Below are 21,219 nucleotides of genomic sequence, written 5' to 3'. Positions count from 1 at the left end.
CGCCGGTCGCCCCACCGACATGCCAGCCTCCGTCGACATACGCGCGAGTGTCCGCCCGCCCGAGGTGCTCTTGCTGTTCCCCCCGGCCACCGAGGCGCGGCTGTTCCCGTACCTCAGCCTGCCGGTCCTGACCGCGTACCTGCGGCGCGAAGGCGTCGCGGTGCGACCGCGCGACCTCAACATCGAGCTGTGCCACGCCCTGCTCGCGCCCGCGACGCTGCGCGCCTACCTCGGGCCGGAGCTCGCCGCCGAGGCGGAGCCGCAGCCGCTCGAGCGGGCCTATCGCTCGGCGATGGCGCGCTACCTGCTGTCGATCTGCGACTCGCTGCGCGCCCGCGTGTTCGACAAGGCCGCGGCGGCGATCGACAGCCGTTCGGCGCTGCGACTCGCCGGCCAGGCGATCGACTTGTTGCTCGAGCGTTCGGCCCTGAAGTTCTCGTCGACCTCGCTGTCGCAGCTCGCGGCCCGGCTCACCGCCGCCGACGAGCCGGACGCGGACGACCTCGCCGCGCGCGCCCTCGCGGCGCTGCTGGACGACGCGCTCGCGCGATCGAGTCCGGCGGTCGTCGGCATCTCGGTGGCGTTCTACAGCCAGATCGGGCCGGCGCTGTGGTTGGCGCGGCGGATCCGGGCGCGCTGCCCCGACGCCGTCATCGTGCTCGGCGGCCCGCAGATCATGCTGCGTCACGACGCGCTGGCCCGCGTCCCGGCGATCGCCGGGGTCGTCGACGCGCTGGCGACCGGCGCCGGCGAGGCCACCCTCGTCGCGCTCGCGCGCGCGGCCGCGGGCGCCGCCGCGTGGAGCGACGTGCCCTCCGTGGTGTGGCTCGACCGCCGCGCGCCCTCGCGGGACGATCCGCCGCCGCCGATCGCCGCCCTGCCCCCGCCCGACTTCACCGATCTGCCGTGGCAGCGCTACGTCATGGACGCGGTCCAGCTCCCGCTCGTCACCGGCATCGGCTGCTTCTGGGGCCGCTGCGCCTTTTGTTCGTACGGCGCCCGCTCGCGCCGCGTCGGCTATCAGCAGAAGTCGCCGCGCCAGATCGCCGACGAATGCGAGCACCTGGTCCGCACCTACGACGTCCGCCGCATCAACTTCGTCGACGAGATGACCAACTTGCCGGTCGTGCGTCGGGCCATGCGCCTGCTCCGTCGCCGCGGCGTCGCCATCGAGTTCAGCGTCCGCTGCCGCTTCGAGCGCCAGCTCCGCGACCTCGAGGTCTGCCGTGAGCTGCGCGCCCTCGGCTGCGTCCAGATGGCGGTCGGCTACGAGACCAATTCGCAGCGCCTCCTCGATCGGCTGGACAAAGGCGTCGACGCCGCCGACTACCAGCCGATCGTCGACAACCTGCACGCCGTCGGCATCGAGCTGCGGCTGTCGGTCATGGGCGGGATCCTCGACGAGACCGCCGAGGAGGTCGCCGCCTCCGAGGCGTTCCTCGCCGCCAACGCCGGCAAGATCGCCATCGACGTCATGCAGATGCTCACCTGCGAGCCCGGCACCCCGCTCGCCGAGCGCCCCGAGGAATTCGGCGTCGTCATCCCCGACCGCGAGCGCTGGCAGGGCAACGAATTGCTCAGCTACGGCCTCGGTCGCGTCGGCCTGCGCTTCGAGGCGCGCGGCGCCCCGCCCTTCGAGGCGATGCAGCGGCGCTTCCTCGCCATTCATCACAACGTCCATCCCCACAAGAACGACGACGTCCCGCCCGAGCGCCGCGGGCCGCCGCCGCCCGCGGAGCCCGTGTACGCGGTCCAGCTGCACCCCTGGGTCCGGGTCGTGCGCGCCACCTGGCGTGACGGCGCGGCCGCGCCGTTCCTCGCCAACTTGCTGTGGCAGACGATCTATCGCTTGCCGCCCGCCGTCCGGCACGACGGCGAGCTGCTGCGGGCCGACGGCGACGAGGCCGCCCGCGTGCTCGCGCGACTGCTCGCGACCGGGGCGGGCACGCCGGTGCGGGCCCGGAGGTCCGCATGACGCGACGACCGACCACGCCGCGGCTCGGCCTCGGAGTCGGCATGGACCTGCCGTGGGGCGAGCGGATCGGCTTCACCCGCGATCCCGAGCGCGGCGACACCATCACCCCGCGGGTCGCCAACTTCCTCGCGCGCCACCAGGAGCGCTTCCATTACCTCGTGTTCGCGTTCCAGCCGGGCAACCGCAACCGCCTGCGCGCCGGCGACTACTTCGCCGCCTACGACGCCCTGTTCGCCGCGGCGCCGCGCATCGAACACCGCGCGCTGCACCACACCCTGCTCAACATGGCGACCCTCGATCCGATCGAGTTCGACGCGGTGGCCGCGTTCACCAACGCGCTCGTCGAGCGCTACGGCTTCGCATGGATCGTCGAGGACCTCGGGCTGTGGTCGATCGCCGGCAAGTCGCTGCCGTACCCGCTGCCGCCGTTCTTGACCGCCGAGGGGCTGGCCGCCTGCATCCGCAACGTCCGCGGCTGGCAGTCGCGCCTGGCCGCGCCGGTGTGCGTCGAGTTCCCCGGCTTCACCGAGGGCGCCACGATCACGATCGGGGCGATGGACGCCTTCGAGTTCTTCCGCGTCGTCGCCGAGGAGACCGGCTCGCCGGTCACGCTCGACGTCGGCCACCTCCTCAGCTACCAGTGGTCGCAGGGCCGCGTGGGTCCGCGCCGCTTCGAGGCGATCGATCGCCTGCCGCTCCTCGCCTGTCACGAGATTCACCTGTCCGGCTGCCAGATCTCCGGCGGCAAGTTCCGCGACCTTCACCACGGCGTCCTGCTCGACGAGCAGCTCGAGCTGCTCGCCTACCTGCTGCCGCGCTGCCCTCACCTGCGCGCGATCACCTACGAAGATCCGCGCTACTTCGAGGACGGCGAGCTGGTGCCCAAGTCGGTCGCCAACTTCGAGCGGCTCGCGGCCATGGCCGCCGCCTGGCTCGGCGAGGAGGCCCATGCCTGAGACCTTACAGACCGCGCTCTACCGCCTGCTCCACGATCGCCGCGCGCGCGACCGGTTCCTCGCCGGCCGCCTCGAACATCTCGGGCTCGAGCCCTCGGCGCAGGCCCACCTGCGCACCATCGATCCGGACGAGCTTGTCGCCATCGGCGGCGCGATCGGGCGCGACCTGTTGCGCGGCAACGTCGAGTACGACGGCGGCCTGCGCAGCACCTTCCCCGATCTGTTCGCGCAGCTGGAGCGCGCCGGTCACGGCGCGGCCGCGCTGGTCGAGCGCTTCGTCGCCTCGCCGCAGTACGCCGACAGCCGGCAGGTGCCGTACGGCCCGCGCGGGATCTCGGTCGAGGAGGCCTTCTTCGAGTTCCTGCGCGGTGACGACGCGCTGCGGGCCGCCGGACCGCACGCCGTCGATCTGCTGACCCACGAGTTCCTGAGCGGACTCCTCTCGATCCTCGTGCTCAACCGGGACCCGAGCTTCGTCGTGCGCACCGCGTTGATCCGGCACAACGGCGCCGCCCACTACGCGGTGCAGCGCTATCCGCTCGAGTTCGTCCGCACCTTGACGCAGCGCCCGGTCGCCCCGGATCCGTCCGGCGCGGCGCTGTTCCTCTACGCCGCCACGCCCGCGCGCTTCGTCCGCGGCCCCGCCACGCCGATCATCGCGGCGCTGCTGGAACACGGGCGGGCGCGGCCGGACGCCGTAATCGCCGCGCTCGCGGGCCAGGGTGTGGTGGTCACCGTCGAGAGGCTCGCCGCGCTCGGCGAGGGCCTCGCGCGTCTGGGGGTGATCGCGTGACGCGGGGTCTCGTCCGCGCCTTCGAGGAGCACGGCGAGGTGCTCGCGCACTGGCATCGCCAGGGCTGGTCGCGCGAGTGCGTGGTCGTCCTCGATCATCACCTCGACCTCAAGCGGATCGCCGCCGACCAGCTCGCGCGCGTCCGCGACGGCGCCCGCGGCGGCGGTCTCGACCCGCTTCACCGCGATCTCCCGTTCCGCGACGACGACCGGTTCGCCTACGGCCTCGACAGCTTCCTCTACGCCGCCGCCGACCTCGGGCTGATCGAGCGCGTGGTGTGGGTCCTGCCCGAGCCGCGGCCGCGGAGCGCCGCCCAGCTCGCGGAGGTGCTGTGGTCGGCGCTGTCGCTGCTGCCCGACCACGGGCACGAGGTGCTCGCCAGCTTCGTCGCCGACGACGTCGCCGCCCGCGCGCGCGTCGGCGGGCTGCGCGTCGAGGCGACCACGCTGCGCAGGTTGTCGCGGCTCGGGTTGCGCGGCGCCCGGCTCGACGTCGACCTCGACTTCTTTCACGACGGCGGCCCCGACCTGACCCATGAGCCAGCCGCCGTCGCCGCCGAGCTGGCCGCCGCCGGCCTGCTCGACGAGCCGCCGGCGATGACCCATTCGATCGCCAGCGGCTTCATGCCCGAGCGCCTGCGGCCGCTCGGCGCCCGGCTGGCCGCGGCGATGGGCTTCGCCTTCGCCCCCTCGACCCCGCGCTCGCAGCAGGCCGCGCGCAGCCTCGCCGTCGTCGCCCGCACGACGCCGGCCTCGCACGCCGAGCTCGCCGAGCTCACCGCGAGCGAGCTGGACCCCCTGGGCGGCCCCGGCACGGCCCTGCGCGCCGTGCTGTGCGCCCGCGCCGACCGGCTCGAGGAGGCCTCGGAGGCCCACGCCGAGGCGCGCAGGCTGGGCGACCGCGCGACCTGGCCGGCCTACGAGCTCGGCCTGCGCCACCTCGCGCGGCGCGAGCCGAGCGCGGCGGCCGAGTGGTTCGCGCGCGCCGAGGGCGACCTCGTCGACACCATGCAGGCCCACAGCCTCTCCCTGCGCGCGCTCGCCGAGTGCCGGCGCGGCGACTTCGCGGCCGGCCTGGCCGCCGCGCTGCGCTGCCTCGAGCGGATCCCGATGCGAGCCGAGCCGTACCAGCTCGCCAGCATCGCCGCGGCCCGCCTCGGCCGCGCCCACGAGCTCGACGAGGTCCGCGCGCGGCTCGAGCGGTTGCAGGCGACACGAAAGGACGCAGGACTGTGAGCACCTGGCTGCCCGACGATTTCTTCGCCACCCACTGGCGCCGCCGCCCGCTGCTCATCCGCGGCGGCGCCTCGCGCCTGCTCACGCCCGGCGTCACGGAGGACGAGCTCGACGACGCCATCGCGCGGCTGTCCCGGCTCGACCCCGACCGCGTCAAGCGCTCGGGCGACGACGTCGTGTTCGCCCAGCGCATCGACGCCGTGGTGCCGCGGCTGCGGGCGCTCGCCCAGCGGCTCGTGCCCCTGTTCGGCAGCGCCTGCGTCGGCTTCGACGGCTCGAAGATGCGGGACGGGCACAGCATCGGCAGTCACTACGATTACAGCGACAACTTCATCCTCCAGCAGTCCGGCGCCAAGCTGTGGCGATTGCACCCGCCCGACATCATCCCGCGCGATCAGCAGCGCCTGCGCATGCTCAAGCACCCGGAGCTCGGCCCGGTGCCCATGCCCGCGGGCGCGATCGAGTACACGCTCGAGCCGGGCGATCTGCTGTACATCCCGATCTTCTGGCCGCACTGGGGGCTGTCGCGCGGCCCGTCGACGAGCGTCTCGCTGCTCGTCGACGCCGAGTCGGCGCACGGCGAGATCGTGCCCACGCTCGCGGCCCTGCTCTCGGAGGACGAGCGCTTCTGGGCGCCGCTGCCCGCCGTCCCCGTCGATCTCGCGTCCGCCGAGGCCGCGCTGCCGGATGCGCTCGCCCGGGTCCTGTCCGACCTCGGCGAGGCGCTGCGCGACCCCGAGGTCGCGCGCGCGCTGGCGCGGCGGTGGTGGCAGGCGCGGGTCACCCGCTTGCGGCAGGCCGCCGGCGTCGCCCCCCCGCGCCACGCCTCGTCGGCCGACGCGCTGCCGATCGACATGGCCCGCGTGCGGACGCTGCTGCAGGCCCCGCTGCCGCCGCTCGACCCGACCCGGCTCGCGCACCCCGAGCCCGACGGCGCCGCCCATCGCTTGCTGCGCGACTACGCCTGGCGCCCGTACCTCAAGCGCCTGCTCGTCCTCTGCGGCCGCGCGCACGCCAAGCTGCACGACGAGGCCCACCGGCGCTCGCTGGCCACATTGATCGCCGGCGTGCAGCGGCTCGCCCCCGACGTCCTGCGCGACCTCCTGCTGCGGCCCGAGCTCACCTCATGGATCTGGCGCATGGCCGAGGCGCTCGAGTTCGCCTTCCCGCCGCAGCTCGAGCTGCTCGTGCGTCACCTCGGCGTCGCCCTGCTGCCGGCGTTGTTCGTCCACGACGCGCTCCCCGCGGACGAGCCCGTCTTGCTCGCCCCCACGGACTCGACCGAGATCCACCTGCTCTCACTGGCATGCGCGCTGCGGACCCGCGAGCCGCTGCCCGAGGTCGTCACCGCCGTCGCCGCCGGCGACGAGCTCCGCCTCGGCGAGGCGCTGGCGATCCCTCGCGCCGCGCTGCGTGAACCTGCCCGCGGCGACGGCTGGGAGGTCGTGCCGCTGCCGAGGGCGCCCGGCTCCCGCGTGCTCCTGCTGCGGACCAGCCGCTGGTACACCGAGTTCTTCCCGGCGCGCGAGGACGTCGAGGGCCGCGTCAGCCCGCTGTTCCTCGACATCGACGACGCCGCGCTCGCGGCCTGGCGAGCCGCGATGACCGAGGGCCTGCAGCGCGTCGGCGACCACTGGCCCGCCGCCCGCGCCGAGCTCGAGGACAGCGTCGCCCTCCTGCTGCCCGTACGCTCGCGCGGCCTGCAACCGCACAACGCCAGCGTCGCCGGCTTTCGCGGCCTCATCACCGCCAGCGCCCGTCCCGACTACATGACCGCGCAGACGCTCGTCCACGAGGCCGCGCACAACAAGCTCAGCTCACTCCTCGACGTCTACCCGCTCCTCACCAACCCCGACCACGAGCTCCACCCGTCGCCCTTCGTCGCCATCCCGCGGCCGCTGACGGCGCTCGTGCACGGCGTGTACTCGTTCCTCCACGACATTCAGCTGACCCGCCGCATGCTCGCGGCCGGCGTCCCCGCGCTCGCCGAGGCGCCGATGGATCGCTACCTGCGAAAGATCGAGGACCGGGTCGCCGCCGCGATGTCCACCCTGCGGCAGCACGCCCGCCTCACGCCCGCCGGAGAGGCCCTGCTCGCCGGCGTCGAACGGGCGCTCACGACATGACCGACGTCCGCCTCCACCGCAGCGTGCTCCTGGCCCGCGGCGCCGCGCCGCGGTGGTTCGGCGCGACGCACGAGCACCCCGGGCTGCTCGCCTGGTCCGAGCTCGCCGCTGCCGCCGAGGCGCTGCAGCTCGCGCTCGCCGCCACGCTCGGCCCCGAGGTCGTCACGCACGAGCTCTCGCTCGAGTCGCGCGCGCGGCTCCGCGGCGACGCATGCGTCGCGCACACCGCCCTCGTGATCCGGCTCGTCGTCGCCGGTTCGCGCTCGCGGATCCCCGTCGTCTGGCACACCTGCGTCCCCGAGGCCGCCACCGACGCGCTGGCCCGCCAGCTCCACGCCGCGCTCGCAAGCGACGCGATCACCGGCGAGGTGCGGGCCGCCGTCGACGGCGTCCCGCTCGCCGAGGTCACGCGCTGCCCCGTGGTCCTCGACCCGTGGCTCGCGTCCACGCTGGTGCACGAGTGCATCGGCCACAGCTCCGAGGCCGACAACTACGCCGCGTACATGGCCCCCGCGGGGATCCAGCTCGGGCACCGCTGGACCGAGCTGCCGCTCCACGTGGTCGACGATCCGCGCCTCGCCGGTCGCGTCGGCGGCTATGACGTCGACGACGAGGGCGTCCCGGCGCGCGCCACCTCGCTCGTGCGCGACGGCGTCTGGTGCGGCCTGCTGCACAGCCGCGCCAGCGCCCGGCAGCTCGGCGTCGACAGCTCGGGTCACGCGCGGCGGGTCGGCGACGCGCCCGCCATCCCGCGCATGGCGGTGACCTACGTCGAGCCCGGCGGGCGGTCGCCGGCGGCCCTGCTCGCGGACCAGGCCGACGCCATCTATTGCCGCGGCGTGATCGGCGGCGGCTCGGCCGGCCGCGAGTTCGTCCTCCGCCCCGCGTATGGCCTGCGGATCCGCGACGGCCGGCCGACCGGCGAGGTCCTGCGCCGCTTCGACCTCGTCGGTGACAAGCTCGCCACGCTCGCCCGGCTCGCCGGCATCGCCGACGACCTCACCTTCTTCGACTCCGCGCTCGGCTGCGACAAGGACGGCCAGAACAACCTGCCCGTCAGCCAGGGCGCCCCGCACCTGGCCCTGAGCGCCGCCACCCTGCGCCCGATCGCCCGCCCTTGACAGCCTCGCCCGACCACGCCTCCATGTCCGTCATGTCCTTCGCGCCAGTCACCGTCCAGCTCACCGACGGTCGTCGCTGCACCCTCCGGGCCGCCGCCGAGGGCGACGACGCGGGCCTGTACGCGCTCGAGCAGGCCATCGTGGACGCCCGCGACGGCGTCGTGAAGTACCCCGACGAGCTGCCGCCCGACCTCGCCGCGTACGCCGAGAAGCGCGCCAATTCCGGCGCCGCTTTCGCCCTCGTCGCCGCCCAGGACGACGGCGAATTGCTGGGCGAGGCGTCGCTGGTGCGCCTGCCGTTCCGCATGCTCCGCCACGTCGCCGTCCTCGGCATGGGCGTCCACCCGCGCGCGCAGGGCCGCGGCCTCGGGCGCGCGCTGCTCACCCATCTCCTCGCCTGGGCCCGCGACCACCGCGACCCCGACGGCGGCCGCGTCCTCCGCGTCGAGCTCTACACCCGCGCCGACAACCACCGCGCCCTCGCCCTGTACCACGCGCTCGGCTTCCGCCTCGAGGGCACCCGCCGCGCGTTCGTCCTCCGCGACGACGGCGCGCTCGTCGACGACCACATGATGGCCCTGCTCTTCGCCTGAGCGACACCCCACCTCTCGTCATCGACGGCGTTTCATTCCCCGCCGCGGACCCTCGCACCAGCTCGGGCTCGTCCTTCACGCGCGTCGTTCCCTGGCGGGGCGGCCTACCGAAGACGCCCCCTCAATTCGCCTGCAGCTCGCGCAGCCGCGCCTCGAGCGTCTCCTTCGCCTGCGGGTCCGTCGCCTTCGCCACCTGCCTCTCGAGCAGCTTGACCTGGGCCACGCGCAGCGCGTCGTCGGCCGGCACCGCGACGTCGGGCTTCACGCCGACGCCCTCCCAGTTCGTCTTCGAGATCGGGTTGATCGCGCGTCCGGTCGGCACGAACGCCGCGAAGTGGTCGCCGAGGCGGACCATGTCGCCGGGGTTGGCCCCGCCCCACGTCACCTCGCCGACGATCGTCGCGCGCTTGAGGTTCTGCAGGTTGTAGGCGAACTCCTCCGCCGCCGACCCGGTGTTCTTGCTGGTGAGCACGTAGATCTCGCGGTCGACATACGCCTTGCCCGGCACCGGCGCCGTCCAGAACTGGCGCGTCGCGTCGGCTGGCCGGAAGTACAGGTCGTTGAGGTGCACCGGCTCGTCGAAGAAGTAGCTGCAGAGGTACGCCACCACCTCGGGCGCCCCGCCGCCGTTGCGACGGAGGTCGATGATGAGCCCGTCGGTCTCCGCCACGAAGTCCATCGCAGCGCTCGCCGCCGTGAAGCCGCGCCCCGGGAACTCGAACGACCGCACCTCGACGTAGCCGAGGTTGCCCGGCAGCCGCTCGACCCGCTCGAACCCGCCGTTCACCTGGTTGGCGAACGCCTCGTAGCGCGCCAGATCCTCGGCCGACGGCGGCCCGGGCTGCCGCTGCGGCGGCAGCGTCTCCTTGCTGAACCGCACGTGGAAGTGGGCGTCGAACAGCACCTCGTTGATATGGGCGGTCAGCGCCGTCGCCAGCGCGTGGCCCGTGGTGATGCCATTGTATTCGCCGCGCTTCTTGCGGGCCCGGAGCGCGCGCGCCACCTCGGTCGCCTTCTTCGGGAACACGTACTTCTCGGTCAGCTCGCGCGCGATCGCCTCGATCGCCTGGTCGCGCTCGGCCGCCGTGATCGGCCCGTCCGGCCCCTTCGGCGGCCGCGGCGGCGGAACGGCGCGCGCAGGTCCGCTGGCCTCGGCGGGCGCCACTGCGGCCGGCTTGGCGGCCGCGACCGGCGCGCAGCCGAACGCGTCGAGGGTGGATATCGTCAGCCAACCGATCAGGCACCTGTCCAGTCGCATCACCATCGTCTCCGAATCGGAGGATCCCCGCGCGGGCCCTGTCCTGTCATTCCTGTCTCTGCACGCTGCGGCGAAACCCCAGCTCACTCCGACCGCCCGGGCACGGCTTCGGTTTCTTTCTCCGCGTCGCCCTGCCTCACCCGGCCGGGCGCGAACCCTGCTCGCGGCTTCGCCGGCTGTTTCGCCGCCACCGCGCGCCCGGGTCGCGGCTCCGATCCCGGCACCACCAGGCTCCTGAGCGACAGGTCGCGTCCCGATCGACCGCCTGCCTGAGAAGCTCGGCGCCCCCGCGTGGATGATCGACACCCTCCGCGGAAGAGGTCACCGCTTCCGGCGTGAGTTGTCCTGAAGCCGTGGGACCCTGCTCGGACGCGTGGTCAGGCGGTGAGAGCGCAAAGCCCAACTGTCACGCATCTGCCCCGAGGGAGACACCCCGGGCTGGTATCATTGACATATGTCGTCGCAAGTCGGAGAGGAGCGTTCGCCAGCCGGTACGGTCGAGCTTCCCGTGTTCGTGGCGCGCCGGGTCCTCGCCGTCACGAGTATCGCCTTCAGCCTCGCGGGCCTGGCCGTCGAGCTGCTGCGGCATCTCGGAGGGCACGAAGGTCCGGCGATCTCCCTGTGGTCGCTCAGCTACGAGGGCAACATGCCGTCGTGGTACGCGAGCGTCCTGCCGCTCCTGTGCTCCGGGCTCCTGACCTGGGTCGCCGCCGGCGAGGCTAGCGACCGCTTCTTCTGGCGCCTGCTCGCGCTCGGCTTCCTGCTCATCTCGATCGACGAGGCGGTCGGCTTCCACGAGCGGCTCAGCGGCCAGTTCGACGTCGGCGGCGTCCTCTACTTCGACTGGGTCATCCCCGCCGGCTTCCTGGTGACGGTGCTCGGCCTCGCCTTCCTGGGCTTCCTGCGGCGCCTGTCCCCCGAGACGGCCCGGCGATTCGTCCTCGCGGGCGCGATCTACGTCACCGGCGCGGTGCTGTTCGAGCTGCCGCTCGGCTGGTGGACCGAGCGCTACGGCGACGACAGCTTCGGCTACGCGCTGATCGACTGGTGCGAGGAGACGCTCGAGTTCGTCGGCCTGACGGTCTTCGCCTCGGCGCTCCTCGCCCGCCTCGAGGGCCGGCGGCTCATGCTCACACCTCCGGTCGCCGCACCGACCCGATGAAGCCGTCCGCGACGCCTCCGCAGCCCGGCGTCAAAACGCGTACGAGAAGCTCCTCGACCCCGTGTAGGTCGTCGGCACTTTCACCTTGGTGAGCAGATATGTTTCGATGCAGCCGGCGGCCGCCTGGCGAGCGCTGTCTTCGCTGAAGTTCGCCTCGGCGTGCGCGACCCGGGTCCCCTCGATCGTGATCCGCAGGACGACGAGCGCGTTGGCGAGCCCGCGCGGATTTTTGCATTGTTTGGCGATCGCGTCGCGATGCGGGCGGAACAGGTGCTCGGGCTCGGTCGGCGGATCCGGCATGGCCGGCGGCGGCCCTTGCTCGCTCGCGGGACTCGACTCCGACGAGCCCTTGTCGGCGGGCGCCTTCTCGGAGGTCTTTTGCGCCGCGGGCTCCGCCTCACCGCGTGATTGTTTCTGCCGATCGGCCTCCCGAGTCTCCGCCGATTCGGACTTCGCTGCGGAAGTGTTCGCTGATTCGGACTTCTCCGATCCAGATTGCCCGGACTCGGATTTCTCGGACCCGGATTGCTCGGACCCGGATTGCCCCGACCCGGACTTCTCGGACCCGGACTTCTCGGAATCGGATTGCCCCGACCCGGACTTCTCGGACTCGGATTGCCCCGACCCGGACTTCTCGGACCCGGACCTCTCAGACCCCGGCTCTGCGGCTTCCGGCTCTCCCGCGCCGGGCTCTCCAGCTCGCGGCTCTCCCGCGCCGGGCTCTCCCGCCCTGGACGGAGACGAATCGGCCGGAGGCGTATCGTTCGGCGATGACGAATCAGCGCTCTCCGGGGCCGCGGATGCTGCCGCCGGCGGCTCCGCTCGTTCGTCCCCGTCCGGACTCGCCATGCGAACGCCGAAAGCGACCACACCCAGTCCGAGCAGCGCGAGGACAGCGATGAGCCCAGGCGACCGTCGCTTACCCGGCGGTGGCGGTGCTGGAACGCGCGGCGCGGGAGGTGGTCCGGGCGGCGCCGACGGCTCTTCGCTGAGGAGCTCGCTCCACTTGTCCGGAGGCGGGGGCGTCGGAGGACCCGCCTGTGCCATCATGATGAGCGGGGAGAGTGGCGTGGCCCCTGCGCCGCGGTCGCGCGCCCCACCGAGGCCCGCGGTGATGATGCGATGGCGATCTTCGAGGAGCACCCCCGGCGCGAGTCCGCTCAGCATGCACAGAGCGTCGCAGAGCCCGCGCCGCCGCGCAAGGGCGGGGGCGACGCGGTCTAGCGAACGATGCCATGATTTCGTCAGCCCGAGTCGCGGAGACTGGTGGATCGGCGTCGCGCAATCATCGATCTCTCCGGGGGAGAACTGCGAGGGGCAGCCGACGAGGACCCGTTCGCGTCCTGAGCGCGACGGTCGCTGATCACACCTCGCGGCGCCGCACCGACCAGATGAAGCCGTCGTACCAGAAGTGCATCAGCGATACGACGAGCGTCACGCTCAGCGCGATGCGTTGCTCGCTCGAGTCGACCAGCTCGGCCCACACCCCGAAGGCCCCGGCGGCCAGCACCACCGCCGCCAGGGCGGCCGGGCCGCCCCAGGAGACGCGCGCCAGGCCCAGGCGCTCGCGCAGGTTCCCGCGCTCGCTCCACCACACCAGGCCGAAGTACTGCCAGGCGTGGAAGAAGTTCATGATGAAGAACGCCTCGCCGAAGCTGTTGAAGCCCCAGGTGTAGATCGAGCAGGCGCCGGTGAAGACCAGCAGCGCGGCCTTCTGCGCGGACACGCGATAGCCGCGGCGATACAGCCGCGCGTACGCGAGCCCGTAGAAGAGCAGGTAGAGCGCACCGCCGACCAGCAGCACGGGCGCCCACGTGGCCTGGTGCGCCTCGGCGAAGAGCGGGATCTCGCGCACCGACGAGGCCCCGACGTGCTCGAACGCCGCGAATGGCTCGAGGTGCGCGAGCAGCGTCGCGCCGGCGAGGATCGGGCCGACGTACAGCAGCAGGTTGAGGCCGAGGTCGAGGCGGCGGCCGGCGTCGGGCGCGTTGCCGCGGCGCGCGTCGTAGATCCGCCCGAGCCCGAATGTCTGCAGGCTCGAATGCACGACGTCCCACCAGACCGTCACCACGATGGCGGTCGCCAGCAACCAGTCGGAGGCGCACAGCAGGAACAGCAGCACGAGCGGCACGGCGATGAAGCGCCGCGGGTGACGGGCGAAGATCTGCCGGTTCAGGTGGCTGCGCACGAACACGAGGCCGAGGTGCGCGAAGATGAAGCTGCCGATGAAGAAGCTGGTCGCCGTGCCGTGCTTGCCCCACAGCTCGATCTCTTCGTCGGCGAGCGGCGTGCCGGAGATGGCGATCCCGAGGCCCAGAGCCAGCAGCGGCGCGCCGATGAACATCACGGCGTCGTAGAACGGCCCGGCGATGTACGGCCCGCGCACGGCGTCAGTGTACCCGCGGAGGGCTCGCGCTTGCTACCGGCAGTGGGCGGGCATGCGCAAGCCGCGTCGCTTGGAAAAACGGCGAGCAGACCGCTCCAAGCGCCGTGAAGCACATCCGCGCCATGAGGCTCCTTCCTGCTGCGCTCCTCGCGGCCGCTCTCGGCTGCGGCGACCAGCACCTCGACGTCTCGACCGACACCGCAGGTCACACCGCGGGCGACACGGCCGATGTCCCGGCAGGCAGCACCGTCGTCGTCGCGGTCGTCAACCCGGTGGTCAACAGCCCGCACAACACCGGTGTGCCAGGCGAGCTCGGCGATGTGCGCGACGGAGTCGATGTCGATCCGGAGCCCGGCGGCGCCGCCGTTACAGTGGACGGACTCGCGGTCGCCGACGTGCCGGTCGCGTCGATCGACCTCCACGTCGGCCCGGCGACGCTCGGCCTCGACGTCGACGCCGCGGGTGATGTGTACGACGCGCCCATCGCGTTCGACGGCGGCGCCACCGCGTACTTCGCCAACACGCCGATCCGCTACGCCGTCGGCGAGGGCGGCGGCGCGATCTTCTTCGACCCGGTCACGGGGCTGTCGGAGATCGCCACCACGCTCGAGGAGGACAACGTCGTCGTCGTGCTCGGGCCGGGCGTGTACGTCGGCGATCTCGTGATCAAGGGCACCGATGTGGTCGTCTTCGGCGAGGGCTGGGGCGACTACGAGGTCGTCATCGACGGCTCGGTGTCGGCCGAAGGCAACGGCGTGCGGATGCGCGGCGTCACCATCACCGGCGACCTCGCCGCCAAGGGCAACAACTTCGGGATCAGCTTCTCGCGCGTGTTCGGGGCCACGAGCATCACCGGGCAGGCGGGGGCGTACCTGCGCAACATCTTCTGCGGGCCGACGACGGTGCCGTCCAGCAACGCGACATTGCTCGACAATTACGGCGTGCCGCCGATCGAGGCGCCGCCGCCGGGTCAGTGCGAGCTTTAGGACAAGCGACGAACGCTGCGGCGTACTCGATCGCCGCTCGGGGTATAGTCTCGCGGCCCGATGCCGACGACCCCCCCGAATTTGCCGGCGTCCGCGGCCGACGGTCCGGCGGCGCGCTGGATCGGCCGCGTGATCGACGGTCGTTACCGGGTCGTCGAGCTGCTCGGTGAGGGTGGCATGGGCGCGGTGTTCGTCGCCGAGCACCTGAAGCTGCGCAAGCAGGTCGCGCTCAAGACCATCCGCGCCGAGTTCGCCGCGAACAGCCAGGCCGAGGCTCGCTTCACCCGTGAGGCGCTGGCGACCGCCCAGCTCGACCACCCCCACGTCGCCAGCGCGATCGACTACGGGCACCTGCCCGAGGGCGGCGCGTACCTGGTGATCCAGCTCGTCCGGGGCACGAGCCTGAGCAAGCGTCTCGCGCAGGGACCGCTCTCGTGGCCGCAGGTGTGCCAGCTCGGCAGCCAGGTCGCGGACGCCCTGGCGGCCGCGCACGCGCTCGGGATCGTTCACCGCGACCTCAAGCCCGACAACATCTTGCTCGAGCAACGCGGCGACGGATCGCTGCACGCGCGGGTGGTCGACTTCGGGATCGCCCGGGTCTCCGGCGAGCTCGGCGGAGGCGTCGCCGACGCCGCGCAACCGCTCACGCGCATGGGCGCGGTCATCGGGACGCCGGGGTACATGGCGCCTGAGCAGGCAGTCGGCGGTCAGGTCGATCACCGCGTCGACCTCTACGCCCTCGGCGTGGTCCTGTGGGAGTGCTGCACAGGCCAACAACTGTGGCAGGGCGACTCGGTGACAGAGGTGTTCTCGCGGCAGCTCACGCGCAGCGCACCGAGCCTGCGCGGCGATGTCCCCGACGGGCTCGCAGAGCTGCTCGAGCGGCTGCTCGCGCGCTCGACCGCGGAGCGCCTGGCGTCGGCAGCGACCGCCCGCGACGAGCTGCGGCGACTCGCGTTCGACGGCGAACGAGCCGCCGCCCCGCCTCTCCATCCCGCGGCCACGTCCCTGCCCGCGGGCGTAAAGCCGACTCCCGGCGACGTCACGCTCCCGGACGTCCGGCCGGGCGGAACAGCAGCCAGCACAGGCGCCGACTCGCGGAGCTCCGCGAACCGGCGAGCGTCGCCTGGCCGGTGGTTCGTGGGAGCCTCTGCGCTCGTCCTGCTCGGGTTCGTCGCGTGGTCCGCCAGCCGAGGCGACGCGGCACCCGAGGAGTCCGAGAGCGCCGAGACGTCTGCTCCTCGCGGTCGGGCCACGATCGACGAGCTCGTCGCCGAAGCGCCCGCCGCGTACGCCGACGACGTCAGGATGTTGCTCGGCAGCACCTATCCCGAAGCGCGCCGGCTGGCCAGCGCGGCGATCGCCGGCGCGCCGGCGAAGGCCGCGATCCCCGAGTATCTCCGCGACCTCGCCGAGCTCGAGCGCGCCAGCAAGTGTGCCGCGAAGAAGGATGCGCTCGCGCGGATCGAAGCAGCCGGCGATGTTCGAGCGCTCTCCGCCCTCAAGATCATCGCCCGTACGCCGAAGGACTCCTGTCGCAAGTGGGTCGTCCGCTACGACTGTCTCGAGTGCCTCCGCGACGATCTCGCGCGAGCGATCGCTCGCTTCGAGGCAGAGACCTCCGGATGATCGAGACGCGGCTGCAACACCCCCAGGAGGTGCGGCGTCACTTTCGTGGCGTCTTGCCGACCCTTCCCACTACTGCCGCACCGCCCAGAGCACGATGACGAGCAGGGCCAGGCCGGCGAACACCGCGAGGAAGCCGACCAAACCTCGGTTCGACGGAGGCGGCGTGGGCGTGGGCGCGGGCGTGGGCGTGGGCGCCACGACTGCCTGCGTCGGACGATGAGCCAAGGCCCGCAGGGCGTCTCGGACCTCGCGAGCGGTCTGCGGGCGGTCGCGAGCTTCGCGCGCGAGCAACTTGAGGAGCAGGCGATCGAGTTCGGGCGGCAGATCTGGAATCTCGGCGGCCAGCGACGGCGGTGGCTGCGAGAGCTGACGGAGCAGGATGTCCGACAGCTCGCCGCCGTCCCACAGCTCCCGGCCCGCGAGGCCCTCCCAGAGGATGACGCCCAGCGCGTACAGGTCCGTGCGCTCGTCGGTCGGTTCGCCCGCGCCCTGCTCGGGCGCCATGTAACCGGGCGTGCCCATCACCGTGCCGAGGCGCGTCAATGGGGTCGCGCCTGGCCCTTCGGCCAGGCGGGCCAGCCCGAAGTCGAGGACCTTGACCACCGACGTGTCCTCGCGCCGTTCGAGGAGGATGTTGTCGGGCTTCAGATCGCGGTGGATGATACCCGCGCCGTGAGCCGCCACGAGCGCGTCGGCGATCTGAAACCCGATCTCGCACGCCCTCCGCCAGGGCAGTTTCCCGGCGGCAATCGTTTGGGTCAGCGTCGGTCCGCGGACCAACTGCGTGACGAGGTATGCCCCACCGGTCGGTAGACGGCCGAAGTCGATCGCGCGGGTCACGTTCGGGTGATCGATCTTCGCCGTCGCCATCGCCTCGCGGCGGAACCTCTCGGAGATCTCAGCGTTCCCCGTGTACTCGGCGTGGATCATCTTGACCGCCACGAGCGTGTGGAGGCTGATCTGCTCCGCCGTGAACACGGCCCCCATGCCGCCCTCGCCGAGGAGCTCCCGGAGGCGATAACGACCGTCGAGCGTGTACCCGATCCATGCGGTCGGCGGTGCGTCAGCGGGGGGAGTGGACGGGGATGCTGCGTTGTTCACGAGGACACCGTGCCGGTTGCATGCCGCAGGCGAGTGGTCGCGCGACCTTCGAGAATCAGCTCGCGGGGGGGTCGCCGGCCGACGAGGACAGTGTCACGGCTCGAAGGCGCAGCGGTCAATCCTCGCCGCGCGCGCGGCCCCACCGCGACGCGCGGGCCAGGGCAGGCCTCCCGATCAACCGGGGATCGGGGTCGGGGTTGGGATCTCAAGCGTCCCGCTGCAGACCTCTGCCTTGCCGTCGACGTACGCCTGGTTGATCTTCGCCGCGCAATCGCTGAGCTCGGAGGCGGAGAGCGCCGCAGGGCAACCGCCGAGCGCGGCGTTGGCGGCCACGAGCACCTCGCCGACGCTCATGCCGGCGCAGGGGCTTTCGGGGTCGGCGATCACGAGATCGGCCAGCGGGACCGGCGTGTCGACCTGCTTGAAGTCGTCGAACGCATCGAACGCGACGCTCAGGCTGAGCGCGACGACCTGGCCGAAGAGCACGGTGCCGACGGTCGGATCGGCGTCGGAGCCGTCGTAGGCCACGGCCTCCCCGGGCAGGAGCGCCCGCGGCGCGCCCTCGGCCGGCAACGCCCGCTCGACCGCGGCGCTGCTGAGAAGCGTCGCGTGCAGGTCGCCGCAGCCGACGGCGAGCCCGTCCGGGAACGCTGCGTCGAAGTGCGCGTCGCGGTAGCAGCCAGCGTTGTCGCCGTCGCAGATGCTGCCCCATCCCCCCTGGGTCTGCGTGCGATAGCCGCACGGATCGTCGCCGTCGCCGCCCCCGCCGTCCTCGTCACACGTCGATGGCACGTACTCGAAGTACATGCCCCAGTTGCCGCCGGGGAAGTCGTGTCCCTGACCCCAGGCGGTCTCTCCGCCGACGATCTCGCCCTCGATCTCCTGCGCGACCGCGGCGTGCGTGGCGATGTACAGGGGGTCGCCCGGCTCCGCGCCGATGTCGGCGAGCAGCACACAGAACACGTCGTGCTGCGTCCACAGATCTTCGTGATGGAGCGGGAACTGCCCGGGGATCGGGTTTCCGTTCATCTGCGGGATGCCCACGGGATCGGTGGCGATGGCGAGGTGGGTCTCCGTCATGTACCAGTCGCCTTCGGTGGTGAACGCGACGCAGACCGTGGTCTCGTCGTTGTAGACGGTGACCTCGCCGACGTCGATGTTCTGTCCGGCGATGAGCTCGACCGAGGCCTCGCCGCACGCTTCGGCGGAGTCCAGCAGGGCGACCTCGGTGAGCGTGCGTGTGTCCTTGGAGCGCGCCAGATCGCATGCGAAGCCCAGCAGCGTGAGCGCGACAAAACCGAACTTCCAACCGTGATGTGCCATTGTCATGCTTCCTTTGAACCGCCCGTCGTGCCGCGGCGAATGCTCGAGCCCTCGCGACGGTGTTCATCGCCCTTAGGCCGCGGAACAACAGGTTCCTCCAAGGTCGCCGACATTTTTTTTCAGCCCTGTCTGACGGTGTGCGTTGTATGTGGTCGCGACGATGCTCATGTCATTCTCGCAGCCGGGAATCCGTCCCTCGATCGTCCTCGTCGTTGAGCTCGGTCGGGGCTTACCGCAAGCGAGCAGGACGGTGAGCGCGGAGAGCGAGAGCCGCTGAGCCCGCTGGGTCGAGCGCGTGTTGCACGAGGCATCGCTGTGCGAGGCGTGAAGGCGGGTACAGGCCAGCGACTCCGGCGCCCGCGAGCAGCGCCCGAGAAGCTGGCCTTCAGGTCATGCCTTGAGTGTCCGTCCGTGCCGGCACGCCGAGCTCGCGTTCGCCGGCCGCGAGCAGGATCTCCACCTCGCGGAGACCTTCCGCGTGCTTCGGCAGCGCTGCGAAGCGCGACGACAGGGCGGTGAGCGCCTGGCGGTTGGAGATCAGCCCGCGTGGGGACCCCTTGTCGCGGTTGAACACCACGGAGTCGCGGAGCATCGCGACCGCCTCGTCGTTGCGGCCGCACCAGGCGAGCACCTCCGACAACAGCTCCGTCGTCTGCGCCAGGCCGGTCAGGTCGCCGATCCGCGTCTGCGTCTCGAACGCCGCCTCGAGCCGTTGCCTCGCCTCCTCGATCCGGCAGCGCTTCAGTTCGAGTCGACCCATCGTCTCCCACACGCGCGCGAGCTCGCGGGGATCCTCGAGCTCGCCATAGGCGCGCTCTGCTGCGAGCGCGTGTTCGAGGCCGATCGCGTAGCCCTCTTCCTCGCGCCCCAGGCGCATCCGGGCATGGAGCGGTAGCTTGGCGAACAGGTGCTCCGTCTCCGCGAGCTCGCGCAGCGCCACGTGGTCGTCCTGGCCCCGCGCGTCGAAGATCGCACGAGACGCGCGCAGCAGTTGCAGCGCGCTCGCGGCATCGCCCATCCGGACGCGCACGGCGGCTTGATCGTTGAACAGGCACGCCGCCCCGATCGTGTCGTTCGCGGTCTGCAACTTTCGGCTCGCCTCCTCGATCTCCGCCAGCGCCCGCGCGAGGGCATGCGAGTCGCCCAGCTCGAAATACACGCCTGCCAGGGCCTGCGCCAGATCGACCGCGAGGTCGACCGGCGCATCCGGCCCGAGCTCTGCGCGCGCCGCCTCGAGCGAAACCAGCGCCTGGGCCAGTGTGAACCCGTGTTCGTAGCCCGCCGCCTGCCACTGCAGCCGCCCGCGCTCGAGCAGCGCCCGCGCCCTGAGTCGCTGCCGGGACGCGCCGATGGGCAGCGTCGCCAGCAACTCGAGCACGTCGTTCACGTGCTGCGCCGCCACCTGCGGCGCCCCCATCTCCGCGGCCGTGCGCGCTGCCTCGCACAGGTGCGCCGCGGCTGCCTCGGCGTCGCCGGCGAGGCGCATGTGCTCGGCGGCCCGCACCTTGTCGACCAGCGGGTCATCGAGCTCGGTCGCCCCGGTCCTGGGGGACGAGCTCCACTCGGCCGGCTCCGGCAAGTCGACGTCCGGCGCGAGGAGCAACGTCCTCGGACGCACCGGCGCTCCCGCGCCTCGGGCCGGCGCTGCCACCACGGTCCGGCGCTGAACCACTGCTTTGGAAGGCGCGTGCGGAGCCGCGGCGCTCGAGCCCGAAGGCTGGATGTCCCTCGGGACAGGCGATCCGCTCTCGTCGTGCTCGGACGGGCTGATCTCCGGGGTTTGCGGGCTGGCGGCGGAAGCGGAGGCGGCCTGCGCGGCGCTCGACGCGTCATCGGCCAGATCACTGACCTCGTCGGACATGTCGATGATCTCCGCCACGCGAGCATCGCCGATGCTCTCCCGTCGGATCGTCGCGATCCTGGCCGCGTTCGGCGGAGGCGGGGGCGGTGCCGCCACCTTCGCCACGCGCCCGCCGAGCAGTCGCCCGAGCTGGCGGTGCCACGCTTGCGCGAGCGACGGCATGATCGACGCGGACAGCGCCGAGAGGGCGGAGGCCGGCAACGAGAACCGTCCCTCGCCGCGATCCTCGATCGGGACGCCGAGATCCACGGCGTGTTGGAGCTGCTCGAGCACCTCGAGCGGCTCGAGCGCCAGCAGATCGGCGAGGATCTTGAGCTCGAAGCCCGGGCCGATCAACGCCCCGGCTCGCAGCACGCGGAGCGTTTTGGCGGGCAACGCGTTCCACTCGATCCGCTGCGCCTCACCGACGCGCGGCTGCTCGCCGCGGATCACGGCCTCGGCGTCGCGCCCGCGCACGGCCGCGAGCAAGTCGGCCGCCGCCTCCTTCGGCTCGCTGTGAAACACCAGCAGCAGCGGTAGTCGCACCCATTCCGCCCGCTGCACGATCTGCGTCAGCGCCGCCAGAGTCGCCTTGTCGGCGTGTTCCACCGCGTCGAAGACCACCACCCAGCGCGCGCCCTTCTGTTGGGCGAGCTGATTCCACAGCTCGACGACGACCACCTCGGTGGCGCGCTCGGGCGTCTCACCGAAGAGCGTCCGCGCCCGCAGCTTGCT

General features: G+C 72.2%; 17 protein-coding genes. 11 read left to right on the top strand and 6 right to left on the bottom strand.

Going from position 1 to position 21,219, the window contains the following annotated elements:
• The first annotated feature begins 19 nt into the window (after window positions 1-19).
• From K7C98_RS06245 to K7C98_RS06215, 7 genes are read left to right on the top strand one after another with little or no spacing between them, the layout of a single operon-like run.
• Window positions 20-1,975 (top strand): B12-binding domain-containing radical SAM protein, encoded by a 1,956-nt coding sequence (locus K7C98_RS06245; RefSeq protein ID WP_224190632.1) that lies wholly within the window; start codon window positions 20-22, stop codon window positions 1,973-1,975.
• The gene (locus K7C98_RS06240; RefSeq protein WP_224190631.1) at window positions 1,972-2,931 is read left to right on the top strand and encodes a multinuclear nonheme iron-dependent oxidase; all 960 of its coding nucleotides are present in this window, start codon (window positions 1,972-1,974) and stop codon (window positions 2,929-2,931) included. Before K7C98_RS06245 ends, K7C98_RS06240 begins: the two co-directional genes overlap by 4 nt.
• Window positions 2,924-3,724 carry a hypothetical protein gene (locus K7C98_RS06235; RefSeq protein WP_224190630.1) on the top strand — a complete coding sequence of 267 codons (801 nt, stop codon included), beginning with the start codon at window positions 2,924-2,926 and terminating at the stop codon, window positions 3,722-3,724. Before K7C98_RS06240 ends, K7C98_RS06235 begins: the two co-directional genes overlap by 8 nt.
• Complete coding sequence (locus tag K7C98_RS06230; protein ID WP_224190629.1) at window positions 3,721-4,959, top strand: UPF0489 family protein; 1,239 nt, start codon at window positions 3,721-3,723, stop codon at window positions 4,957-4,959. The genes K7C98_RS06235 and K7C98_RS06230 overlap by 4 nt, the downstream gene beginning before the upstream one ends.
• The gene (locus K7C98_RS06225; RefSeq protein ID WP_224190628.1) at window positions 4,956-7,085 is read left to right on the top strand and encodes an aKG-HExxH-type peptide beta-hydroxylase; all 2,130 of its coding nucleotides are present in this window, start codon (window positions 4,956-4,958) and stop codon (window positions 7,083-7,085) included. The genes K7C98_RS06230 and K7C98_RS06225 overlap by 4 nt, the downstream gene beginning before the upstream one ends.
• On the top strand, window positions 7,082-8,206 hold the full coding sequence (locus K7C98_RS06220) for a metallopeptidase TldD-related protein (protein WP_224190627.1): 1,125 nt from the start codon (window positions 7,082-7,084) through the stop codon (window positions 8,204-8,206). The genes K7C98_RS06225 and K7C98_RS06220 overlap by 4 nt, the downstream gene beginning before the upstream one ends.
• Window positions 8,207-8,238: 32 nt before the next feature.
• On the top strand, window positions 8,239-8,799 hold the full coding sequence (locus K7C98_RS06215; protein ID WP_224190626.1) for a GNAT family N-acetyltransferase: 561 nt from the start codon (window positions 8,239-8,241) through the stop codon (window positions 8,797-8,799).
• Window positions 8,800-8,920: 121 nt separating this feature from the next.
• Here the strand turns inward: K7C98_RS06215 and K7C98_RS06210 are convergent, their stop codons facing one another.
• Window positions 8,921-10,057, bottom strand: coding sequence for a S41 family peptidase (locus tag K7C98_RS06210; RefSeq protein ID WP_224190625.1), 1,137 nt, complete (start codon window positions 10,055-10,057; stop codon window positions 8,921-8,923).
• 454 nt (window positions 10,058-10,511) lie between these two features.
• On the opposite strand from K7C98_RS06210, the gene K7C98_RS06205 reads away from it, so the two are divergent.
• Window positions 10,512-11,219, top strand: a complete 708-nt coding sequence (locus K7C98_RS06205; RefSeq protein ID WP_224190624.1) for a hypothetical protein — start codon at window positions 10,512-10,514, stop codon at window positions 11,217-11,219.
• Between the two features lie 30 nt (window positions 11,220-11,249).
• Here K7C98_RS06205 and K7C98_RS06200 read toward each other — a convergent pair whose 3' ends face one another.
• The gene (locus K7C98_RS06200) at window positions 11,250-11,519 is read right to left on the bottom strand and encodes a hypothetical protein (RefSeq protein ID WP_224190623.1); all 270 of its coding nucleotides are present in this window, start codon (window positions 11,517-11,519) and stop codon (window positions 11,250-11,252) included.
• A gap of 1,063 nt (window positions 11,520-12,582) precedes the next feature.
• Window positions 12,583-13,605 (bottom strand): hypothetical protein, encoded by a 1,023-nt coding sequence (locus K7C98_RS06195; protein WP_224190622.1) that lies wholly within the window; start codon window positions 13,603-13,605, stop codon window positions 12,583-12,585.
• A gap of 122 nt (window positions 13,606-13,727) precedes the next feature.
• On the opposite strand from K7C98_RS06195, the gene K7C98_RS06190 reads away from it, so the two are divergent.
• On the top strand, window positions 13,728-14,591 hold the full coding sequence (locus K7C98_RS06190) for a hypothetical protein (protein ID WP_224190621.1): 864 nt from the start codon (window positions 13,728-13,730) through the stop codon (window positions 14,589-14,591).
• 60 nt (window positions 14,592-14,651) lie between these two features.
• Complete coding sequence (locus K7C98_RS06185) at window positions 14,652-16,220, top strand: serine/threonine-protein kinase (RefSeq protein WP_224190620.1); 1,569 nt, start codon at window positions 14,652-14,654, stop codon at window positions 16,218-16,220.
• 69 nt (window positions 16,221-16,289) lie between these two features.
• On the opposite strand, the gene K7C98_RS06180 is transcribed toward K7C98_RS06185, so the two are convergent.
• From K7C98_RS06180 to K7C98_RS06170, 3 genes are all read right to left on the bottom strand, one after another.
• On the bottom strand, window positions 16,290-17,321 hold the full coding sequence (locus K7C98_RS06180) for a serine/threonine-protein kinase (RefSeq protein ID WP_224190619.1): 1,032 nt from the start codon (window positions 17,319-17,321) through the stop codon (window positions 16,290-16,292).
• 174 nt (window positions 17,322-17,495) lie between these two features.
• Complete coding sequence (locus tag K7C98_RS06175; protein ID WP_224190618.1) at window positions 17,496-18,644, bottom strand: hypothetical protein; 1,149 nt, start codon at window positions 18,642-18,644, stop codon at window positions 17,496-17,498.
• A gap of 385 nt (window positions 18,645-19,029) precedes the next feature.
• Window positions 19,030-20,754, bottom strand: coding sequence for a hypothetical protein (locus K7C98_RS06170; RefSeq protein WP_224190617.1), 1,725 nt, complete (start codon window positions 20,752-20,754; stop codon window positions 19,030-19,032).
• A 3-nt stretch (window positions 20,755-20,757) separates the two neighbouring features.
• Here K7C98_RS06170 and K7C98_RS06165 point away from each other — a divergent pair, with 3 nt between their 5' ends.
• A complete protein-coding gene (locus K7C98_RS06165; RefSeq protein WP_224190616.1) occupies window positions 20,758-21,024 on the top strand; it encodes a hypothetical protein in 267 nt (88 codons plus the stop codon).
• Window positions 21,025-21,219: the final 195 nt, after the last annotated feature.

Source organism: Nannocystis pusilla, from assembly GCF_020073745.1.
In the GTDB taxonomy this organism is placed as follows: Bacteria; Myxococcota_A; Polyangia; order Nannocystales; family Nannocystaceae; genus Nannocystis; species Nannocystis radixulma.
The sequence above is the reverse complement of the archived record's forward strand: the minus strand, read 5'-3'. Positions and strand labels throughout refer to the sequence as shown.